The following is a 14429-nucleotide window of genomic DNA, read 5'->3' on the forward strand; positions in this document are numbered from 1 at the left end:
AGGAAAACCTGTACACGAGGGGGTGACTCGTCCTACAGTGACGCCAGTTACCTATCGATCGATAGGCAAATCCCCGCGCCGAGGAGTGCCGATGCCGCCCACTAGCACCGTTCCACCGACCGAGCCCTCCGGTGGGCTGCGCGGCGACGCCGTCGGCTCCCGGCACCTGGTGTTCTTCGTCGTGTCGGCCGCGGCGCCACTGACGGTCATGGCGGGGTTCGCGCCGCTTGCATTCCTCGTCGGTGGACAGGCAGCGCCGGTCGGATATCTCGCCGCCGGTCTCGTCTACGCTCTCTTCGCCGTCGGCTTCTGTGCGATGGCCAGGCATGTGAGCAACGCCGGGGCCTTCTACGCCTATGTCAGTCGTGGCCTGGGTGGGACCATTGGCGCGGGCTCGGCTCTCGTCGCCTACGTCGCCTATACCCTCGGCGAGATCGGCTTCTGCGCCGCGGCCGGCCTGTTTGCCTCGACCACACTCGACGACCTCGCCGGGATCGACGTGTCCTGGGGGGTCTGCGCGGTCACCCTCGGAGTGATCGTGTCGGTCGTGTCCTACTGCCGGGTCGACGTCGGCGCCCGCGTGCTGGCGCTGCTCCTCGCCGGTGAGCTCGGGCTGCTGCTCGTCCTCGCGGTCGCGATCCTCGTGAAGGGCACCCCGGAGGGCCTCACACTCGCCGGGTTCGACCCGTCGAGCTGGGACGCCAGTGTCCTCGGCTCGCTGTTCGTGATCACGTTCGTGGTCTACATCGGCTTCGAGCAGACGGCGGTGTACGCCGAGGAGGCCCGAGACGCGCGCCGGGCCGTACCGCGGGCGACGTACGTCGCGGTCGCGCTGCTCGCCGTCACCTACACCTTCGTCGCATGGGTGCTGCTGATGGCGATCGGACCCGGCGCCCTCGGCGCCGCTCTCGCCGGCGACCCGTCGCTGCTGGTGTTCGGGGTCAACCAGACCTACCTGGGCGGCTTCATGACCGATGTGATGCAGGTGCTCATCGTCACCAGCTTCGTCGCGGGCGTCCTCGCGCTCCACAACGCCGGAGCCCGCTACCTGTTCGCGCTCGGCCGGGACCGCCTGCTTCCGGCCTCGCTGGGGACTACCGGCAAGACGGGCAGCCCGTCCCGGGCCGTGGTGGTGCAGTCACTCCTCGTCGTCGGCGCGCTGGCCGGCTTCGGCATCTCCGACCTCGACCCCTACACACAGGTCGTGATCTGGACCAACACCCCCACGCTGGTCGGGGTCCTCTTCCTGCAGATCCTCACCTCCGTCGCGGTGATCAGGTTCTTCGCTCGCAACCGGACCGAGGAGAGGCTTTGGCAGCGGCTTGTCGCTCCCTCGCTGGCGACGGTCGCGCTCGGCACCGTGCTCTACCTGGTCTGCACGAAGATGGGCCTGCTCACCGGGCTCGGCGCCCGCGACAACGTGCTCATCAACCTGCCGCTCGTGGCCGCGTTCGTCGCCGGCCTCGCGCGCGGAGCGGTGGCAGCCCGATGAGCGCCGCCCGCTACGCCTGGTCCATCCCCGGCTTCCCCGTCGAGCGCCCCGGTGCCGACCCGACGACGCCGGAGATCTGGTGCTACGCCGATCGCTACAGCTACCTGCCCGGCGACGAGGTTGCCCTGAGCGTCCACACCACCGCGCCGTCGTACGACGTCCGCGTGCTGCGGGACGGCGCAGACCCCGTCGAGGTCTGGTCGGCGAGTGACCTCCCCGGCGTCGCGCACCCGACGCCAACGGATGCCTACGCGGTCGGATGCCGCTGGCCGGTCGCCCTGCGGATCCCGGTGGATCCAGCGTGGTCGAGCGGCTTCTACCTGGTCGTCGTCGGCACCGAGGTCGACGGTCGGCGACACGAGCGGGAGGGCTTCTTCGTCGTCCGTGCCCCGCGGCCGACCTCGGACATCGCGCTGGTCCTCACCACGGGGACGCTCGCGGCGTACAACGACTGGGGCGGTGCCAACCACTACCGAGGCCTCGGCGACGACCCCTATGTCGACGTCCCGGCGCCGGTCCTCTCGAGCCGCCGGCCGGTCGCTCGCGGCATGCTGCGCCTGCCCGAGGGCGCGCCGCGCAACGCGAACCCGGCGACCCCCGGACCCGGGTACCGGCCGCGGCATCCCACCTACGAGTGGGCGATCACGCACGGTTACTCCCGCCACCACAGCGACGCCTTCTGGGCGACCTACGAGCGGCCCTTCGTCGTGTGGGCCGAGCGCAACGGCTATGCGCTCGACCATCTCACCCAACAGGATCTGCACGACGACCCCTCCGCGTTGGACGGCTACCGCTGTGCGGTGTTCGTCGGCCACGACGAGTACTGGACGTGGGAGATGCGTGACGTCGTCGACCGGTTCGTCGATCGGGGCGGGCACCTCGCGCGGTTCGCGGGCAACTACGTGTGGCAGGTCCGTCTCGACGAGGAGGGTCGCCAGATCTGCTACAAGGACCCGAGCCTGGACCCCCTGCGGGCGACGGAACCGGAACGGGTGACGACGACCTGGGACGCACCCTTCATCGGCCGGCCGGCCGCGCAGACCATGGGGCTCACGGGTCTCGGGGGTGCCTACGCCCGCTACGGCGCGACGACACCGCGCAGCAGCGGTGGCTACACCGTCTACCGCCCCGACCATTGGGCGCTCGCCGGGACGGACCTCTTCTACGGCGACGTGTTCGGCGCGGCGCCGGTCTGCGTGGCCGCCTTCGAGGTCGACGGCGTCGACTACACCTTCCGCCACGGGCTCCCCTACGCGACCGGCAGTGATGGCGCGCCCGAGGACCTCGTGATCGTGGCGATGACCCCCGCAGTCCTTGGCGAGACCGACCGCTGGGGAGGCGAGGTTCCCATCGGCGCGCCGATCGAGGAGATGCGCCACCTCGTCGCCGCCGTGTGGGGCGACGAGGTACCCGGCCGGTTCAAGACCGGATACGGCGCGGGCATGGTCGCGACCTTCCGTCGTGGCGAGGGTGAGGTCTTCAACGCCGGCACCACCGAGTGGGTCAGCGGCCTGATCCACAACGACCCCTTCACCGAGCAGATCACCCACAACGTGCTGCGCCGCTTCACCGGTCGGCAGGAGGACAGATGAGCCAGCAGACGAGCCCGCCATCGATCCCGCCCAAGACCGTCGCCGACATCCGCACCATCGAGGTCGGCACCGGCTCGCCCGTCGTACCGACCTGGGCGCCGGGAACGGCCTCGCCCGGCTGGGCCGAGACCGAGTGGCGCAGCTTCGGTCACGACGAGGCGCGCCCGTTCGGCGGCGCCTGGACGGGGGAGGCCGGCTCGCTGCGCCTCGACGACTACCCGTACGACGAGGTGTGCGTGATGCTCAGCGGCGTCGTCGCGCTCGTCGACAGTCTCGGCGGACGCCGGGAGTTCCGTGCGGGCGAGGCATTCTTCGTGCCGAAGGGCTTCTGCGGCACGTGGGAGACCGTCGAGCCGGCCACGAAGGTGTTCGTCGCCCTGCCCTAGTCGTGCGGGCGAGATCGGACCCGCCCAGCTCGGATGGCGGCACTCGACGCCTTTCCCGGGTGGTCGACGCCGCTGACGGACTCCCTGTGCTCTTCGACTCCGGCGTCCACAGCGGCGCCGACGTCGTCAAGGCGCTCGCCCTCGGCGCGACCGCAGTCGGGCTGGGGCGGCCCTATGTGCACGGGCTGGCGCTGGGCGGTGCGGCCGGTGTCAGCCACGTCGTTCGCTCGATCCTCGCGGAGGCCGACCTGATCATGGCGGTCGACGGCTATCCGACGCTGGCGGACCTGACGCCGGACGCGCTGGTGCGCACCGGCGATCGATAGACCCTGGCATCGATCGCCGGCCGTACGTTTCTCGAGGCGTGACCATCGGCGCACGTGGCCGGTGCCGGTGTGGAACCGATCCACCTCCCGCGACGTCATACGGGGGTCGCGTCCCCGAAGGAGAAGCCGATGATGCGGTTCGGTCGGTCACCGGTCCACCTCCCACGATGGGCGCTCGCGACCTGCTGGCCTGAGTCGACGGCACGGACGGCGGGCCCAGCACATCAACGTCACGTTCTGACAGGAGATCGGGATGCGCATGAAGCTCGCCATCGCGACAGCGGGGGTCCTCACCCTTCTCCTGTCGGCGGGCTGCTCCGGCGCCGATGAGCCGCGTTCGGCGAGGGCGTCGACGTCCGGCTCCGGGGAGAGCGCTGGCGAGAGCTCCGCGAAAGGCTCCACGGGCAGCGCCGCACCCGTCGACGCCTCGGTCGTCCGCGGCCGTGCCGAGTACGACTTCCCGCACACGACGTCGATCACCGCCGCTTCGCGCAAGGCGGCGACGGTCGTCGTCGGCGAGGTCGTCGGCTGGTCCGACGGCCGGTCGATGGTCGAGTCCGACGGCGCCGGCTACGAGGCGATCAGTCGCACCGCGGTGCTGACGGTGAAGGTCAAGAAGGCCCAGGGAAGTCCCGGGAGGGGGCCGGCGACCTGGTCTACGTCGAGGTGCCGCGCGGCGGAGAGGTGCTCGTCGACGGCCAGCCTCCGGCCGACACGACGCCGGTCCTGACGACGATCGAGGAGCTCACGACGGCTGCGCCGGCCGGCACCCGGGTCATCCTCCTGGCCAACCCCGCGCGGTCCGCGGACCAACTCGCCGCCGACACACCGGGCCTGGTCGTCGAGGGCGAGGGCACCGTGCTCCCCGCCGGCGCCCCGCTGCTCAGCCCTCGGATGCAGGGTCTGCTCTTCCGTGACGAGACCGGCGCCTTCGCCAGCGGCCTCGCGGAGGGCGAGGGCGACTGGGGATGGCTGGCGCGGGGAACGCCGCGCAACCGGGAGTTCGCCTCGCTGGTCGACGAGCTCGACCGGATGGGCTGAGCCCTCGACGTACGGACTCGCCTGGTCAGCCGGCGGTCGCTCGCAGCGCGGCCGCCGCGGAGGCGAGCGCCGTGACGCGCTCCCAGTCCCCGGCCGCGACCGCGTCGGCCGGGGTGATCCACGATCCGCCCACGCAGCCCACGTTCGCCAGCGCGAGATAGTCCGGCGCGTTGGCGGGGGTGATCCCGCCGGTGGGGCAGAACCGGGCCTGGGGGAGGGGACCGCCGACCGCCCTGAGGTACGACGCCCCGCCGGCCGCCTCCGCCGGGAAGAACTTCATCTCGCCGAGCCCGCTCTCGAGGACCGCCATCACCTCGGAGACCGTCGAGGTGCCCGGCAGGAAGGGCACCCCGGTCGCGTGCATCGCCGCGAGCAGGTCGGGCGTCGCGCCGGGAGAGACCAGGAAGGTGGCGCCGGCGGCGACGGCCGCCTCGGCCTGCGCGGGCGTGGTGACGGTGCCCGCGCCGAGCGCGATCTCGGGCACCTCCGCGGCGATCGCGCGGATCGCGTCGAGGGCGACCCCGGTGCGCAGGGTGAGCTCGATCGCGCGGAGACCGCCGCGGACCAGCGCCCGTGCCAGCGGAACGGCGCCCGCCAGGTCGTCGACGACGACCACCGGCAGCACCGGGACGAGGTCGAGGACGCTGCGCTCAGGCAGGGGCGTGGACACGGGTGACCTCCGGGTGGATGGGGGCGGGAGCGAGGACGGGGAACACGGAGGCGCCCTCGTCGGCGGGGCCGACGCTCGCCCGGAAGGCGGCGAACAGCTCGCGTCCGGTGCCGGACCAGGCGTCGCCCGCCGGCGCGGCGCCGGTCGGCTCGCGATGCGCGAGGTCCGCGGCGACCGTGAGCGTCCCGGCGTCGGCGTCCAGGGTGATCAGGTCGCCGTCGCGCACGCGCGACAGCGGCCCGCCCAGGGCGGCCTCCGGCGTGACGTGGATGGCCGCCGGGACCTTGCCGGAGGCACCCGACATGCGGCCGTCGGTGACGATCGCGACCTTCTGCCCGCGGTCCTGCAGCACACCGAGGGCGGGCGTGAGCTTGTGCAGCTCCGGCATGCCGTTGGCGGCCGGGCCCTGGTACCGGATGACCGCCACCAGGTTCACCCCGTCCAGGCTCCCGTCGGCGAAGGCGAGCAGGAAGTCGTGCTGGTCGTCGAACACCCGGGCGGGGGCGGTGACCACGCGGTGCTCGGGCGCGACCGCCGAGGTCTTGACCACCCCGACGCCGAGCGGGCCGCGCACCACCTTCACCCCACCGTCGGGCGAGAACGGCGCGGTCGCCGGGCGCAGCACGTCGAGGTCGTGGCTCGTCTCCGGTCCCGGGCGCCACGTGAGCTCGCCGTCCACGAGCACCGGCTCCTCGGTGTAGCGCCGCAGCCCCGAGCCGAGCATCGTCTCGACGTCCTCGTGCATCAGCCCGGCGTCGAGGAGGGTGCGCACCAGGAAGCCGATGCCGCCGGCGGCGTGGAAGTGGTTCACGTCGGCGGAGCCGTTGGGGTAGATGCGCGCGACCAGCGGGACCACGGCCGACAGCTCGGCCAGGTCGTCCCAGGTGAGCAGGATCCCCGCGGCGCGGGCGATGGCGACCAGGTGCAGCGTGTGGTTGGTGGATCCGCCGCTGGCGAGCAGCGCCACGCACGCGTTGAGCACGGCCTTCTCGTCGATCAGCTCACCGATGCCCGGCGCCGCGTCGTACTGCTGGGAGCGGCGCACCGCCACCGCTGCGGCCTCGCGGGTGAGCGCGTCGCGCAGCGGGGTCCCGGGGTTGACGAAGGAGGAGCCGGGCAGGTGCAGGCCCATCACCTCCATCAGCAGCTGGTTGGAGTTGGCGGTGCCGTAGAACGTGCACGTCCCCCGCGAGTGGTACGACGCGGCCTCGGCCTCGAGCAGCTCCTCGCGTCCGGCCCTCCCCTCGGCGAAGAGCTGGCGGACCCGCGCCTTCTCCTTGTTCGGGAGACCCGAGGTCATCGGGCCGGCGGGGACGAACACGGTGGGCAGGTGGCCGAACGACAGGGCGCCGATGAGCAGGCCGGGGACGATCTTGTCGCAGACGCCGAGCAGCAGCGCGCCGTCGAACATGTCGTGGGAGAGCGCGATCGCCGTCGCCATCGCGATCACGTCGCGGCTGTACAGCGACAGCTGCATGCCGTCGCGGCCCTGGGTGATCCCGTCGCACATCGCCGGGACGCCGCCCGCCACCTGTGCCAGCCCGCCGGCGCGGATCACCGCGTCCTTGAGGACGGGCGGGTAGTCGCCGTACGGCTGGTGGGCCGAGAGCATGTCGTTGTAGCTCGTGACGATCGCCAGGTTCGGCTTCGCGCCGCGCGCGAGCTCGGCCTTCGCCTCGCCCTCGGCCGCGGCGAAGCCGTGAGCCAGGTTGGCGCAGCCCAGCCGCCCGCGTGCGGGGCCGCGAACGGCGGCCGTCCGGACCCGCTGGAGGTAGGCCGCGCGGGTGGCCGCACTGCGCTCGGTGAGCCGGCGGGTCACGTCGGCCAGGACGGGGTGCAGGGAGGTGGTCATCGGGTCTCCTGCCAGGTGCGGCCCTCGCGCGCCAGCAGCGTCGTCGCCGCGGCGGGTCCGGTGCTGCCGGGGTGGTAGCGGACCGGCTCGACGGCCGAGCTCTGCCACTGCTCGAGGATGGGCTCGACCCAGGTCCAGGCCGCCTCGACCTCGTCGCGGCGCATGAACAGGGTGGGGATGCCGCGCATGATGTCGAGCAACAGCCGCTCGTAGGCGTCGGGGCTGCGGTGCTCGAAGGCGTCCGCATAGCTGAGGTCGAGCGACACCGGGTGCAGCCGGATGCCGCCGGGTCCGGGGTGTTTGGCGGTCAGGTGCAGCTGCATCCCCTCGTCGGGCTGCATCCGTACGGTGAGCCGGTTCGGCGTCGTGGTTCCCTCGCTGTGGGGGAACATCGCGTGCGGCGGCTCCTTGAAGACGACCTCGATCGTCGACTCGTGCCGGGCCAGCCGCTTGCCGGTGCGCAGGTAGAACGGGACGCCGGCCCAACGCCAGTTCTGCACCTCGGCGCGCAGCGCCACGAAGGTCTCGGTGGTGCTCGGGCGGCCGATCTCCTCGCCGTACGTCGTGTACTGGCCGCGCACGGTCAGCCGGTCGACGTCGCGCCCGGTGAGCGGCGCCAGCGCGCGCAGCACCTTGAGCTTCTCGTCGCGGACCGCGTCGTGGGCGTCGCCGCCGACGTACGTCGGCGGCTCCATCGCGACCAGGCAGAGCATCTGCAGCAGGTGGTTCTGCACCATGTCGCGCAGCGCCCCGGCGCGGTCGTAGTAGTCGCCGCGCCCGGCGACGCCGAGGGTCTCGGAGACGGTGATCTGCACGTGGTCGACCCAGCGCGAGTTCCAGATCGGCTCGAGGAAGGTGTTGGCGAAGCGGGTGACGAGGAGGTTCTGGACGCTCTCCTTGCCGAGATAGTGGTCGATGCGGAAGATCTGACGCTCCTCGAAGACGCTGCCCACCGCGTCGTTGACCAGATGGGAGGAGGCGAGGTCGGTGCCGATCGGCTTCTCCAGCACGACCCGGCTCTCGGGTGTCGCGAGGCCGAGGTCGGCGAGCCGGCCGCACACCGGGCCGAACAGCTCGGAGTGCACCGCCAGGTAGAAGATCCGGATCCGGTCGTCCGTGGTCGCCGGGTGCTCCTTGAGCACGGCGTGCAGCCGGTCCCAGTCGTCGGGCCGGGTCGCGTCGAGCTCGAGGTGGTGGAGGCGGCGGGTGAGCCGGTGCAGCGGGCCGGCCTCGAGCCGGTCGGCGGGCACGTGGTCGTGGAGGGCGTCCGCGACGAGCTCGCGGTAGCCGGCGTCGTCGAGGCGGTGCCGGGACACGGCGACGACCCGGGTGTCCGCGTGGAGCTGGCCCTCGCGCTCGCGCTCGTAGAGCCCGGGGAGCAGCTTGCGCAGGGCGAGGTCGCCGGTGCCGCCGAAGACGGTGATGTCGCAGGCGGGCAGTGCGAGATCGGGAGGGGATGCGGTCACCGGTCCACCGTAAGCCCAAGTAGGACCGATTCAAACCCCTCTTAGGACTTTTCAAGATCAAAGTGCCCCAGGGTTAGGATCCCGGGATGGCTGAGATCCGGGTTCCGTCGGTGGTGCGGGAGTCCGCGACCGCCGGGGACCTGCTGGCGCTGCTGCGCGACGGCCGGGCCTCGACCCGCGCCGAGCTGCGGGCGCTCACCGGCCTGTCCCGTACGGCGGTGGTCGCCCGGGTCGGCGCGCTCGTCGACGCCGGCCTGCTGCGGGCCGGGGCCGAGCTGGCCTCGACCGGCGGGCGCCCGGCGGGCAGCCTGGTCTTCGACACCGGCGCCGGCGTGGTCCTCGCGGCGGCGATCGGGCGCTCCCGCTCGCAGGTCGCCGTCTTCGACCTCGGCGGCGCCGAGCTCGCCTCCTCCGCCGTCGACCACGAGATCGGAGCGGGCCCGGACGCGGTGATGCCGGGCGTCGCCGACCAGCTGCGCGGGCTGCTCGAGCGCGGGCACCCGCCCGTGCTCGGTGTGGGCGTGTCGCTGCCGGGCGTGGTCGACCCCGTTCGCGCCGTCAGCGTCGACACCCCCGTCATGCCCGGTTGGGACGGCGTGCCCCTGGCGCCGTACCTCGTCGCCGTCGCCGACGCGCCCCTCTTCCTCGCCAACGACGCCGACACCCTGGCCCGCTCGGAGTTCCTCGGGCACGCGCGCACGATCCGCAACCTGCTGGTGCTCAAGGCCTCGACCGGTCTCGGGCTGGGCGTGATCGCCGACGGGCGGATCGTGTCGGGTGCGCTGGGCGCCGCGGGCGAGCTGGGGCACACGAAGGTGCCGGAGGCCGCGGGTCGTCCTTGCCGGTGCGGCGACGTCGGCTGCCTGGAGACCGTGGCGGCGGGGTGGGCGCTCGTCGCGCGGCTGCGCGAGCAGGGCCGCGACGTGGGCCACGTCCGCGACCTCGTCGCGCACGCGCTCGCCGGCGACGCCGAGGCCAAGCAGCTGATCCGGGAGAGCGGGCGGCACGTCGGCGAGCTGCTCGCCGTCGCCATCAACCTGCTCAACCCGGGTGCCGTCGTCCTCGGCGGCGACATGGCCGCCGTCTACGACGTGTACGCCGCCGGCGTGCGCGAGTCCGTCTATGGCCGCGCGTCCGCGCTCGCGACCCGGGAGCTCAACGTCCTCCCCGCGACGTACGGCGACCGGGCGGGCCTGGTCGGCTGCGCCGCGCTCGCCCTCGACGCGGTGCTGAGCCCGGCCGCCGTCGACGCACGGCTGGCCGGGCGCGCTAGCTGACGCGGCCGACCATGTCGCGCACGGCGAGGTGGGCGAAGAGCATGCTCGCGCCGATCGGGTTCCCGCCGCCGGGGTAGGTGGTGCCGCTCGGCGCGGCCATGGTGTTGCCCGCGGCGTACAGCCCGGGGACCGGCAGGCCGTCGGCGTCGAGCACGCGCGCGGCGGTGTCGGTGCGCAGGCCGCCCTTGGTGCCGAGGTCGGAGATGCCGAACGCCGCGGCATGGAAGGGACCCCGCTCGATGCTCATCAGCGGGGAGCCGCCATCGGCGAAGAAGCGGTCGTAGGGCTCTGCGCCCCGGTCGAAGTCCTCGTCGACGCCGCGCGCGGCGAGCTCGTTGAAGCGCGCCACGGTCGCGACCAGCCGGTCGGCGGGGACGCCGATCGTGGTCGCGAGCTCCTCCAGCGTGTCCGCCGTGTGCCACAGGCCGGCGGCGACGTACTCCTCCGTCGGGGCGAGGGGGACGTTGGTCGCCCGCACGGGCGGCACGACGCCCTCGCGGTCGTCGTAGACCATCCAGAACGGCAGTGCCATCTCGCCCGCCTCGAGCCGGCCCACGACCTCGCGGCCCAGCCGGTCGTAGGGCGCGGACTCGTTGACGAAGCGCTCGCCGTCCTGGTCGACGAGGATCCCGCCGGTGAACCAGAGGGCGAACGCCGAGCGGCCGTCGGGATGGGTCAGGCCGGGGGACCACCAGGCCTCTGCCATCAGGTCGGTGTCCGCGCCGACGGCCATGCCCGCCAGGTGCGCCAGGCCGGTGTTGGTCGGGGGCCCCATCGTGTCGCGGGCGGATCCCGGGACGCCGAAGCGCCGGCGCAGCTCCTCGTTGGCCTCGAAGCCGCCGGCCGCCAGCACCATGCCGCGGCGGGCGCGGACCACGCGCCGCTCGCCCGCCTGCTCGACGACGGCGCCGACCACGCGGCCGTCCTCGACCACCAGCTCCACGAGCGCCGTCTCTCGCACCGCCGTCGCGTGGTCGTACGTCGCGAGCGCCGTCAACGCCCGGGCGACGAGCGCGCGACCGCCCACGAAGAGGTCGTCGGGCGGCGGGGTGCCGCGGCGCTCGGTGCCGAGCGGTCCGCGGACCAGGGTGCGCAGCTCGGGTGCGGCGGCGACCGGCAGCGGGGTCGGGATGATGTGCCGCTGTCCGTCGCCGCGGGCCCGAGGCGCCTTGCCGAAGTAGTCCGGCCACGGGAAGGGCTGGAAGGCGAAGTGCTCGTCCTGCTCGAGATAGGAGATCAGGTGGGCACCTCCGCGGACGTAGGCCTCCTGCAGCTCCGCCGGGGTGCGCTCGCCCACGACCGCGCGGAAGTAGACCAGGGCGTCCTCGACCGTGTCGTCCGTCCCGGCGCGCTGGAGGACCGGGTTGGCCGGGAACCACGCGCCGCCGCCACCGGAGTAGGCGGTCGTGCCGCCGAACCGGTCGCCGGCCTCGACCAGGCACACGCTCAGCCCTTCCCGGGCGGCGGTGTAGGCGCCGATCACGCCTCCGGCCCCCGACCCGGCGACCACCACGTCGTACTCCTCGGCCAGCCGGCTGCCGGACCAGTCCATCCCCGTCTCCTTCTCGTCGCGGGCGCCCGGGCGGGCGCGTCGCGACGGTAGGGCGCCGCGCGACCGCCGGCGACCGCTCTCCCGGTCAGCGGGAGCGCACGGGCGGAACCGGCCGAGCGCGGACGACGACATTGCCGCGGTAGCGCACGCCGTCGAAGTCGATGCAGGTGACGATCGCCAAGGACGCTCGTCCGTCCGAGCGGAACAGCTCGGCGGCGTCGGCGGCCAGCTCGTCGCGGTCGTACGCCGTCACCGACTCGACGCGATAGCGGACCACGCGCGTCTTCGCGTCCGCCGCCGCCAGGCGGACCTCGACGGTCTCCCCCGGGGTCAGCTCCGCGAGGTCGTCGAGGGCGCCGTCACCCGCGCTGACCGAGTGACCGGCCAGCAGGGTGGTGCCGCGACGTGCCCCCGCCGGCGCACCCGCCGACCACCAGCCGACCCGGCTCGGGTCGGCCGGCGGGCGCAGGACCCCGTCCGGTGCCGCGACGGGATCCACCGGTGCGTCCACGGCGAGCGCAGGGATGCGGATCCGGTCGGGCGGCCCCGGCGTCACTCGGGCGACGCGACGCGCCGGCGCTGCGGGGGCCGGGGCGGTCGTGGGCGCGGCCCGGACGGAGACGTCGCCTCGCTCCCGGTCCGCCGCCGCTGCCGACGAGCGGTGCTCGTCGGTCGCGGCCAGCACCGTCGCCAGGACGAGGACGGCGAGTCCGCCCGTGACGGTCGGCGGGAGGCCGCGGCGCCGGGCGTGCCGACCGGCCCGGCGCTCAGCCACGAAGGCGGGTCGGCCGGCGCGCCACCAGCGTCAGTCCGGCGGCGATCAGCCCGCCGCCCGCCGAGAGCAGGCCGAGCGCGAGCGGGCGCCGGTCGTCCGGGGTGGCCGCCCGAGCCGGGGCCGGACCCGAGGGCTCCTCCGCCGCCGCGACGCCGGCGTCGATCCGGGTCGGCACGCCCGCGGGCTGGGCCTTGCCCGCGCCGGGGCCGGTGCCTCTCGGCCCGCCGCCCTCCACGACGGCCCCCACCGTGCCGGGCGCCGTCGGAGCCGACGTGGCGGGACCGCTCGGCACCGCCGTGGTCGGCGCCACCGAGCCGCTGGGCGTCTCGGTGGGCGTGGGGCTGGGCGTGGGCGTCTCGGTCGGCGTGGGCGTGGGGGTGGGCGTGGGCGTGGGGGTGGGCGTGGGCGTCTGGGTGGGCGTGGGCGTCTCGGTGGGCGTGGGCGTCGGGGTGGGCGTCGGCGTGGGCGTCGGCGTGGGCGTCGGCGTGGGCTCGGGCGTGTCGCAGGGCGACATCCAGAACGTCTTCGTGAAGGTCTCGACGCCGCCGTTCGGTGAGGGCGCCGTGACCGTGACGTTCACGTGGTAGCCCTGCGCCGCCGGCTCCACGCCGGTCGGCGTCAGCGTGTAGGTCTGCCGGGCGTCGAGGTCGGTCCCGCCGCCTGCCGCGTCCTCGCCGACGTGGACGGTGCTGGGGCCGCTGGTGCCCAGCGAGCCGCCCGCGGTCGGCGAGACCAGGGTGAAGACGACCGCGGAGGACAGCGCCGGGCCTTCGTCGAAGCCGTACCACTCCAGGTCGAAGGTGCAGCCCTGGTGGGGCGCGTTCTCCGGGATGCCGTTGATCTCGCCGTGGCCGACGACCTTGATCGTGCCGTTGCTGCCGACCGGGTCGTCGGCGTACCCGGCGGGCGCGACGGCCGTGGCGAGTCCCAGCGCCGATGCGGCGAGGCCTGCCACCGTCAGTGCTGCTCCGGCGGCCCTCCGCCGGGCGTCGTTCGCGGTCCGCACCTGAGATCAGCTCCTGTCCGAGTTCGGGAAGGGGCCGAGCCGGCCCCTCTGCTACAGGACGGACACCTCCGGGGGGCGCTCCTTACGTCGTTTGGGCAAGGGCTTGCGAAGACGTGTGGGAGGCCACGCCTGTCACCGGGACAGCTCGTCGAGGAGCGTCCGGGCGCTGTCGGGACTGGCGGGCAAGGCCTCGGTCCACCCCCGGCAGCTGCCACCGCCGGGGGAGAGGTGGAGCCGCAGACGGAGCTCGTCGACCACCGCGGCGAGGTTGCGGTCGAGGTCGGGCGAGCGGCGGGCGAGGCCCACGAGCCGGTAGGGGCCGACCTCCGCGACCTGCGAGCAGGAGCTCACCTTCTCGGTCATCAGCTCGGCGGCGCTCGCTCGGCGCAGGGACGCCTCGAACGCCGCGAATCCGCGCTGGAGGTCGGCACGCCTCGGGGGCAGCTCGAGGACGACCAGGACGTGCGTCCGCGCGATGTCTGCGTCGACGAGCCACCCGTCGCGCGCGGCGTGGTAGAGGGCAGCCACCTGGGTCTGGAGGTGCTGCACGCTGCTCACCCCGGTGAGGGGGTCCGCGCAGCTCAGCGTGTGGTAGCGCCCCTGCATCGCGTCGGCCCAGGACAGCGCGGTCGCACGCACGACGTGAAGGGGGGCGGTGTCTCCCTCGACCGCGACGTAGGTGTCGTCGAGGTCAGCGAGGCAGGCGTCGAGGCTCTCGCCGTCTCGGGCATAGGCGGCGCCGAGCTCCACCGCGGCGTCATGGACGCCCGCGTCGCGGATCAGCGCCTCCGCCAGCTCACGGCAGCCTGGTGGCACGAAGAGCGTCGGACGCGGGGTGGCCGGGGACCCGCCGCGGGTGCGCCGGCGCGCCATCACGAGGCCGCCCTCGCACGGGAGCCGGCGCGAGCGGCGCCGGTGGGCGGGATGGCGGGGGTGGCAGGGGTGGCCGGACTGGCAGCGTGCACGGGGACCTCCGGGTCGAGGGGGCGGGCGC

General features: G+C 73.9%; 14 protein-coding genes. 7 read left to right on the forward strand and 7 right to left on the reverse strand.

Annotation, left to right across the window (positions count from 1 at the left end):
- Positions 1-91: 91 nt before the first annotated feature.
- From ACJ5H2_RS01195 to ACJ5H2_RS01220, 6 genes are all read left to right on the forward strand, one after another.
- A complete protein-coding gene (locus ACJ5H2_RS01195; RefSeq protein ID WP_408897737.1) occupies positions 92-1492 on the forward strand; it encodes an APC family permease in 1401 nt (466 codons plus the stop codon).
- On the forward strand, positions 1489-3084 hold the full coding sequence (locus ACJ5H2_RS01200; RefSeq protein WP_408897739.1) for a N,N-dimethylformamidase beta subunit family domain-containing protein: 1596 nt from the start codon (positions 1489-1491) through the stop codon (positions 3082-3084). The genes ACJ5H2_RS01195 and ACJ5H2_RS01200 overlap by 4 nt, the downstream gene beginning before the upstream one ends.
- Complete coding sequence (locus ACJ5H2_RS01205) at positions 3081-3470, forward strand: cupin domain-containing protein (RefSeq protein ID WP_408897740.1); 390 nt, start codon at positions 3081-3083, stop codon at positions 3468-3470. The genes ACJ5H2_RS01200 and ACJ5H2_RS01205 overlap by 4 nt, the downstream gene beginning before the upstream one ends.
- Before the next feature lie 59 nt (positions 3471-3529).
- The gene (locus tag ACJ5H2_RS01210; protein ID WP_408897741.1) at positions 3530-3796 is read left to right on the forward strand and encodes an alpha-hydroxy-acid oxidizing protein; all 267 of its coding nucleotides are present in this window, start codon (positions 3530-3532) and stop codon (positions 3794-3796) included.
- A 253-nt stretch (positions 3797-4049) separates the two neighbouring features.
- Positions 4050-4526 (forward strand): hypothetical protein, encoded by a 477-nt coding sequence (locus tag ACJ5H2_RS01215; protein ID WP_408897742.1) that lies wholly within the window; start codon positions 4050-4052, stop codon positions 4524-4526.
- Positions 4481-4837: a hypothetical protein gene (locus ACJ5H2_RS01220; protein WP_408897743.1), complete on the forward strand. Its 357-nt coding sequence runs from the start codon at positions 4481-4483 to the stop codon at positions 4835-4837. Before ACJ5H2_RS01215 ends, ACJ5H2_RS01220 begins: the two co-directional genes overlap by 46 nt.
- Before the next feature lie 25 nt (positions 4838-4862).
- Here the strand turns inward: ACJ5H2_RS01220 and eda are convergent, their stop codons facing one another.
- The 3 genes from eda to zwf are packed head-to-tail and all read right to left on the reverse strand — an operon-like array spanning position 4863 to position 8825.
- Positions 4863-5507 carry a bifunctional 4-hydroxy-2-oxoglutarate aldolase/2-dehydro-3-deoxy-phosphogluconate aldolase gene (gene eda, locus ACJ5H2_RS01225; protein WP_408897744.1) on the reverse strand — a complete coding sequence of 215 codons (645 nt, stop codon included), beginning with the start codon at positions 5505-5507 and terminating at the stop codon, positions 4863-4865.
- The gene (gene edd / locus ACJ5H2_RS01230) at positions 5488-7347 is read right to left on the reverse strand and encodes a phosphogluconate dehydratase (protein ID WP_408899673.1); all 1860 of its coding nucleotides are present in this window, start codon (positions 7345-7347) and stop codon (positions 5488-5490) included. Before edd ends, eda begins: the two co-directional genes overlap by 20 nt.
- 8 nt (positions 7348-7355) lie before the next feature.
- On the reverse strand, positions 7356-8825 hold the full coding sequence (gene zwf, locus ACJ5H2_RS01235) for a glucose-6-phosphate dehydrogenase (RefSeq protein WP_408897745.1): 1470 nt from the start codon (positions 8823-8825) through the stop codon (positions 7356-7358).
- Between the two features lie 86 nt (positions 8826-8911).
- Between zwf and ACJ5H2_RS01240 the strand changes: the two genes are divergently transcribed.
- Positions 8912-10102, forward strand: a complete 1191-nt coding sequence (locus ACJ5H2_RS01240) for an ROK family protein (protein ID WP_408897746.1) — start codon at positions 8912-8914, stop codon at positions 10100-10102.
- Here ACJ5H2_RS01240 and ACJ5H2_RS01245 read toward each other — a convergent pair.
- The 4 genes from ACJ5H2_RS01245 to ACJ5H2_RS01260 all read right to left on the reverse strand — a co-directional run bounded on the left by ACJ5H2_RS01245 (position 10095) and on the right by ACJ5H2_RS01260 (position 14311).
- Complete coding sequence (locus ACJ5H2_RS01245; protein WP_408897747.1) at positions 10095-11654, reverse strand: FAD-binding protein; 1560 nt, start codon at positions 11652-11654, stop codon at positions 10095-10097. The genes ACJ5H2_RS01240 and ACJ5H2_RS01245 overlap by 8 nt on opposite strands.
- An 85-nt stretch (positions 11655-11739) precedes the next feature.
- On the reverse strand, positions 11740-12429 hold the full coding sequence (locus tag ACJ5H2_RS01250) for a class F sortase (protein ID WP_408897748.1): 690 nt from the start codon (positions 12427-12429) through the stop codon (positions 11740-11742).
- Complete coding sequence (locus ACJ5H2_RS01255; RefSeq protein ID WP_408897749.1) at positions 12422-13384, reverse strand: hypothetical protein; 963 nt, start codon at positions 13382-13384, stop codon at positions 12422-12424. The genes ACJ5H2_RS01250 and ACJ5H2_RS01255 overlap by 8 nt, the downstream gene beginning before the upstream one ends.
- Before the next feature lie 183 nt (positions 13385-13567).
- Complete coding sequence (locus tag ACJ5H2_RS01260) at positions 13568-14311, reverse strand: hypothetical protein (protein WP_408897750.1); 744 nt, start codon at positions 14309-14311, stop codon at positions 13568-13570.
- Positions 14312-14429 lie beyond the last annotated feature (118 nt).

Source organism: Nocardioides pymetrozini (assembly GCF_046058985.1).
In the GTDB taxonomy this organism is placed as follows: Bacteria; Actinomycetota; Actinomycetes; order Propionibacteriales; family Nocardioidaceae; genus Nocardioides.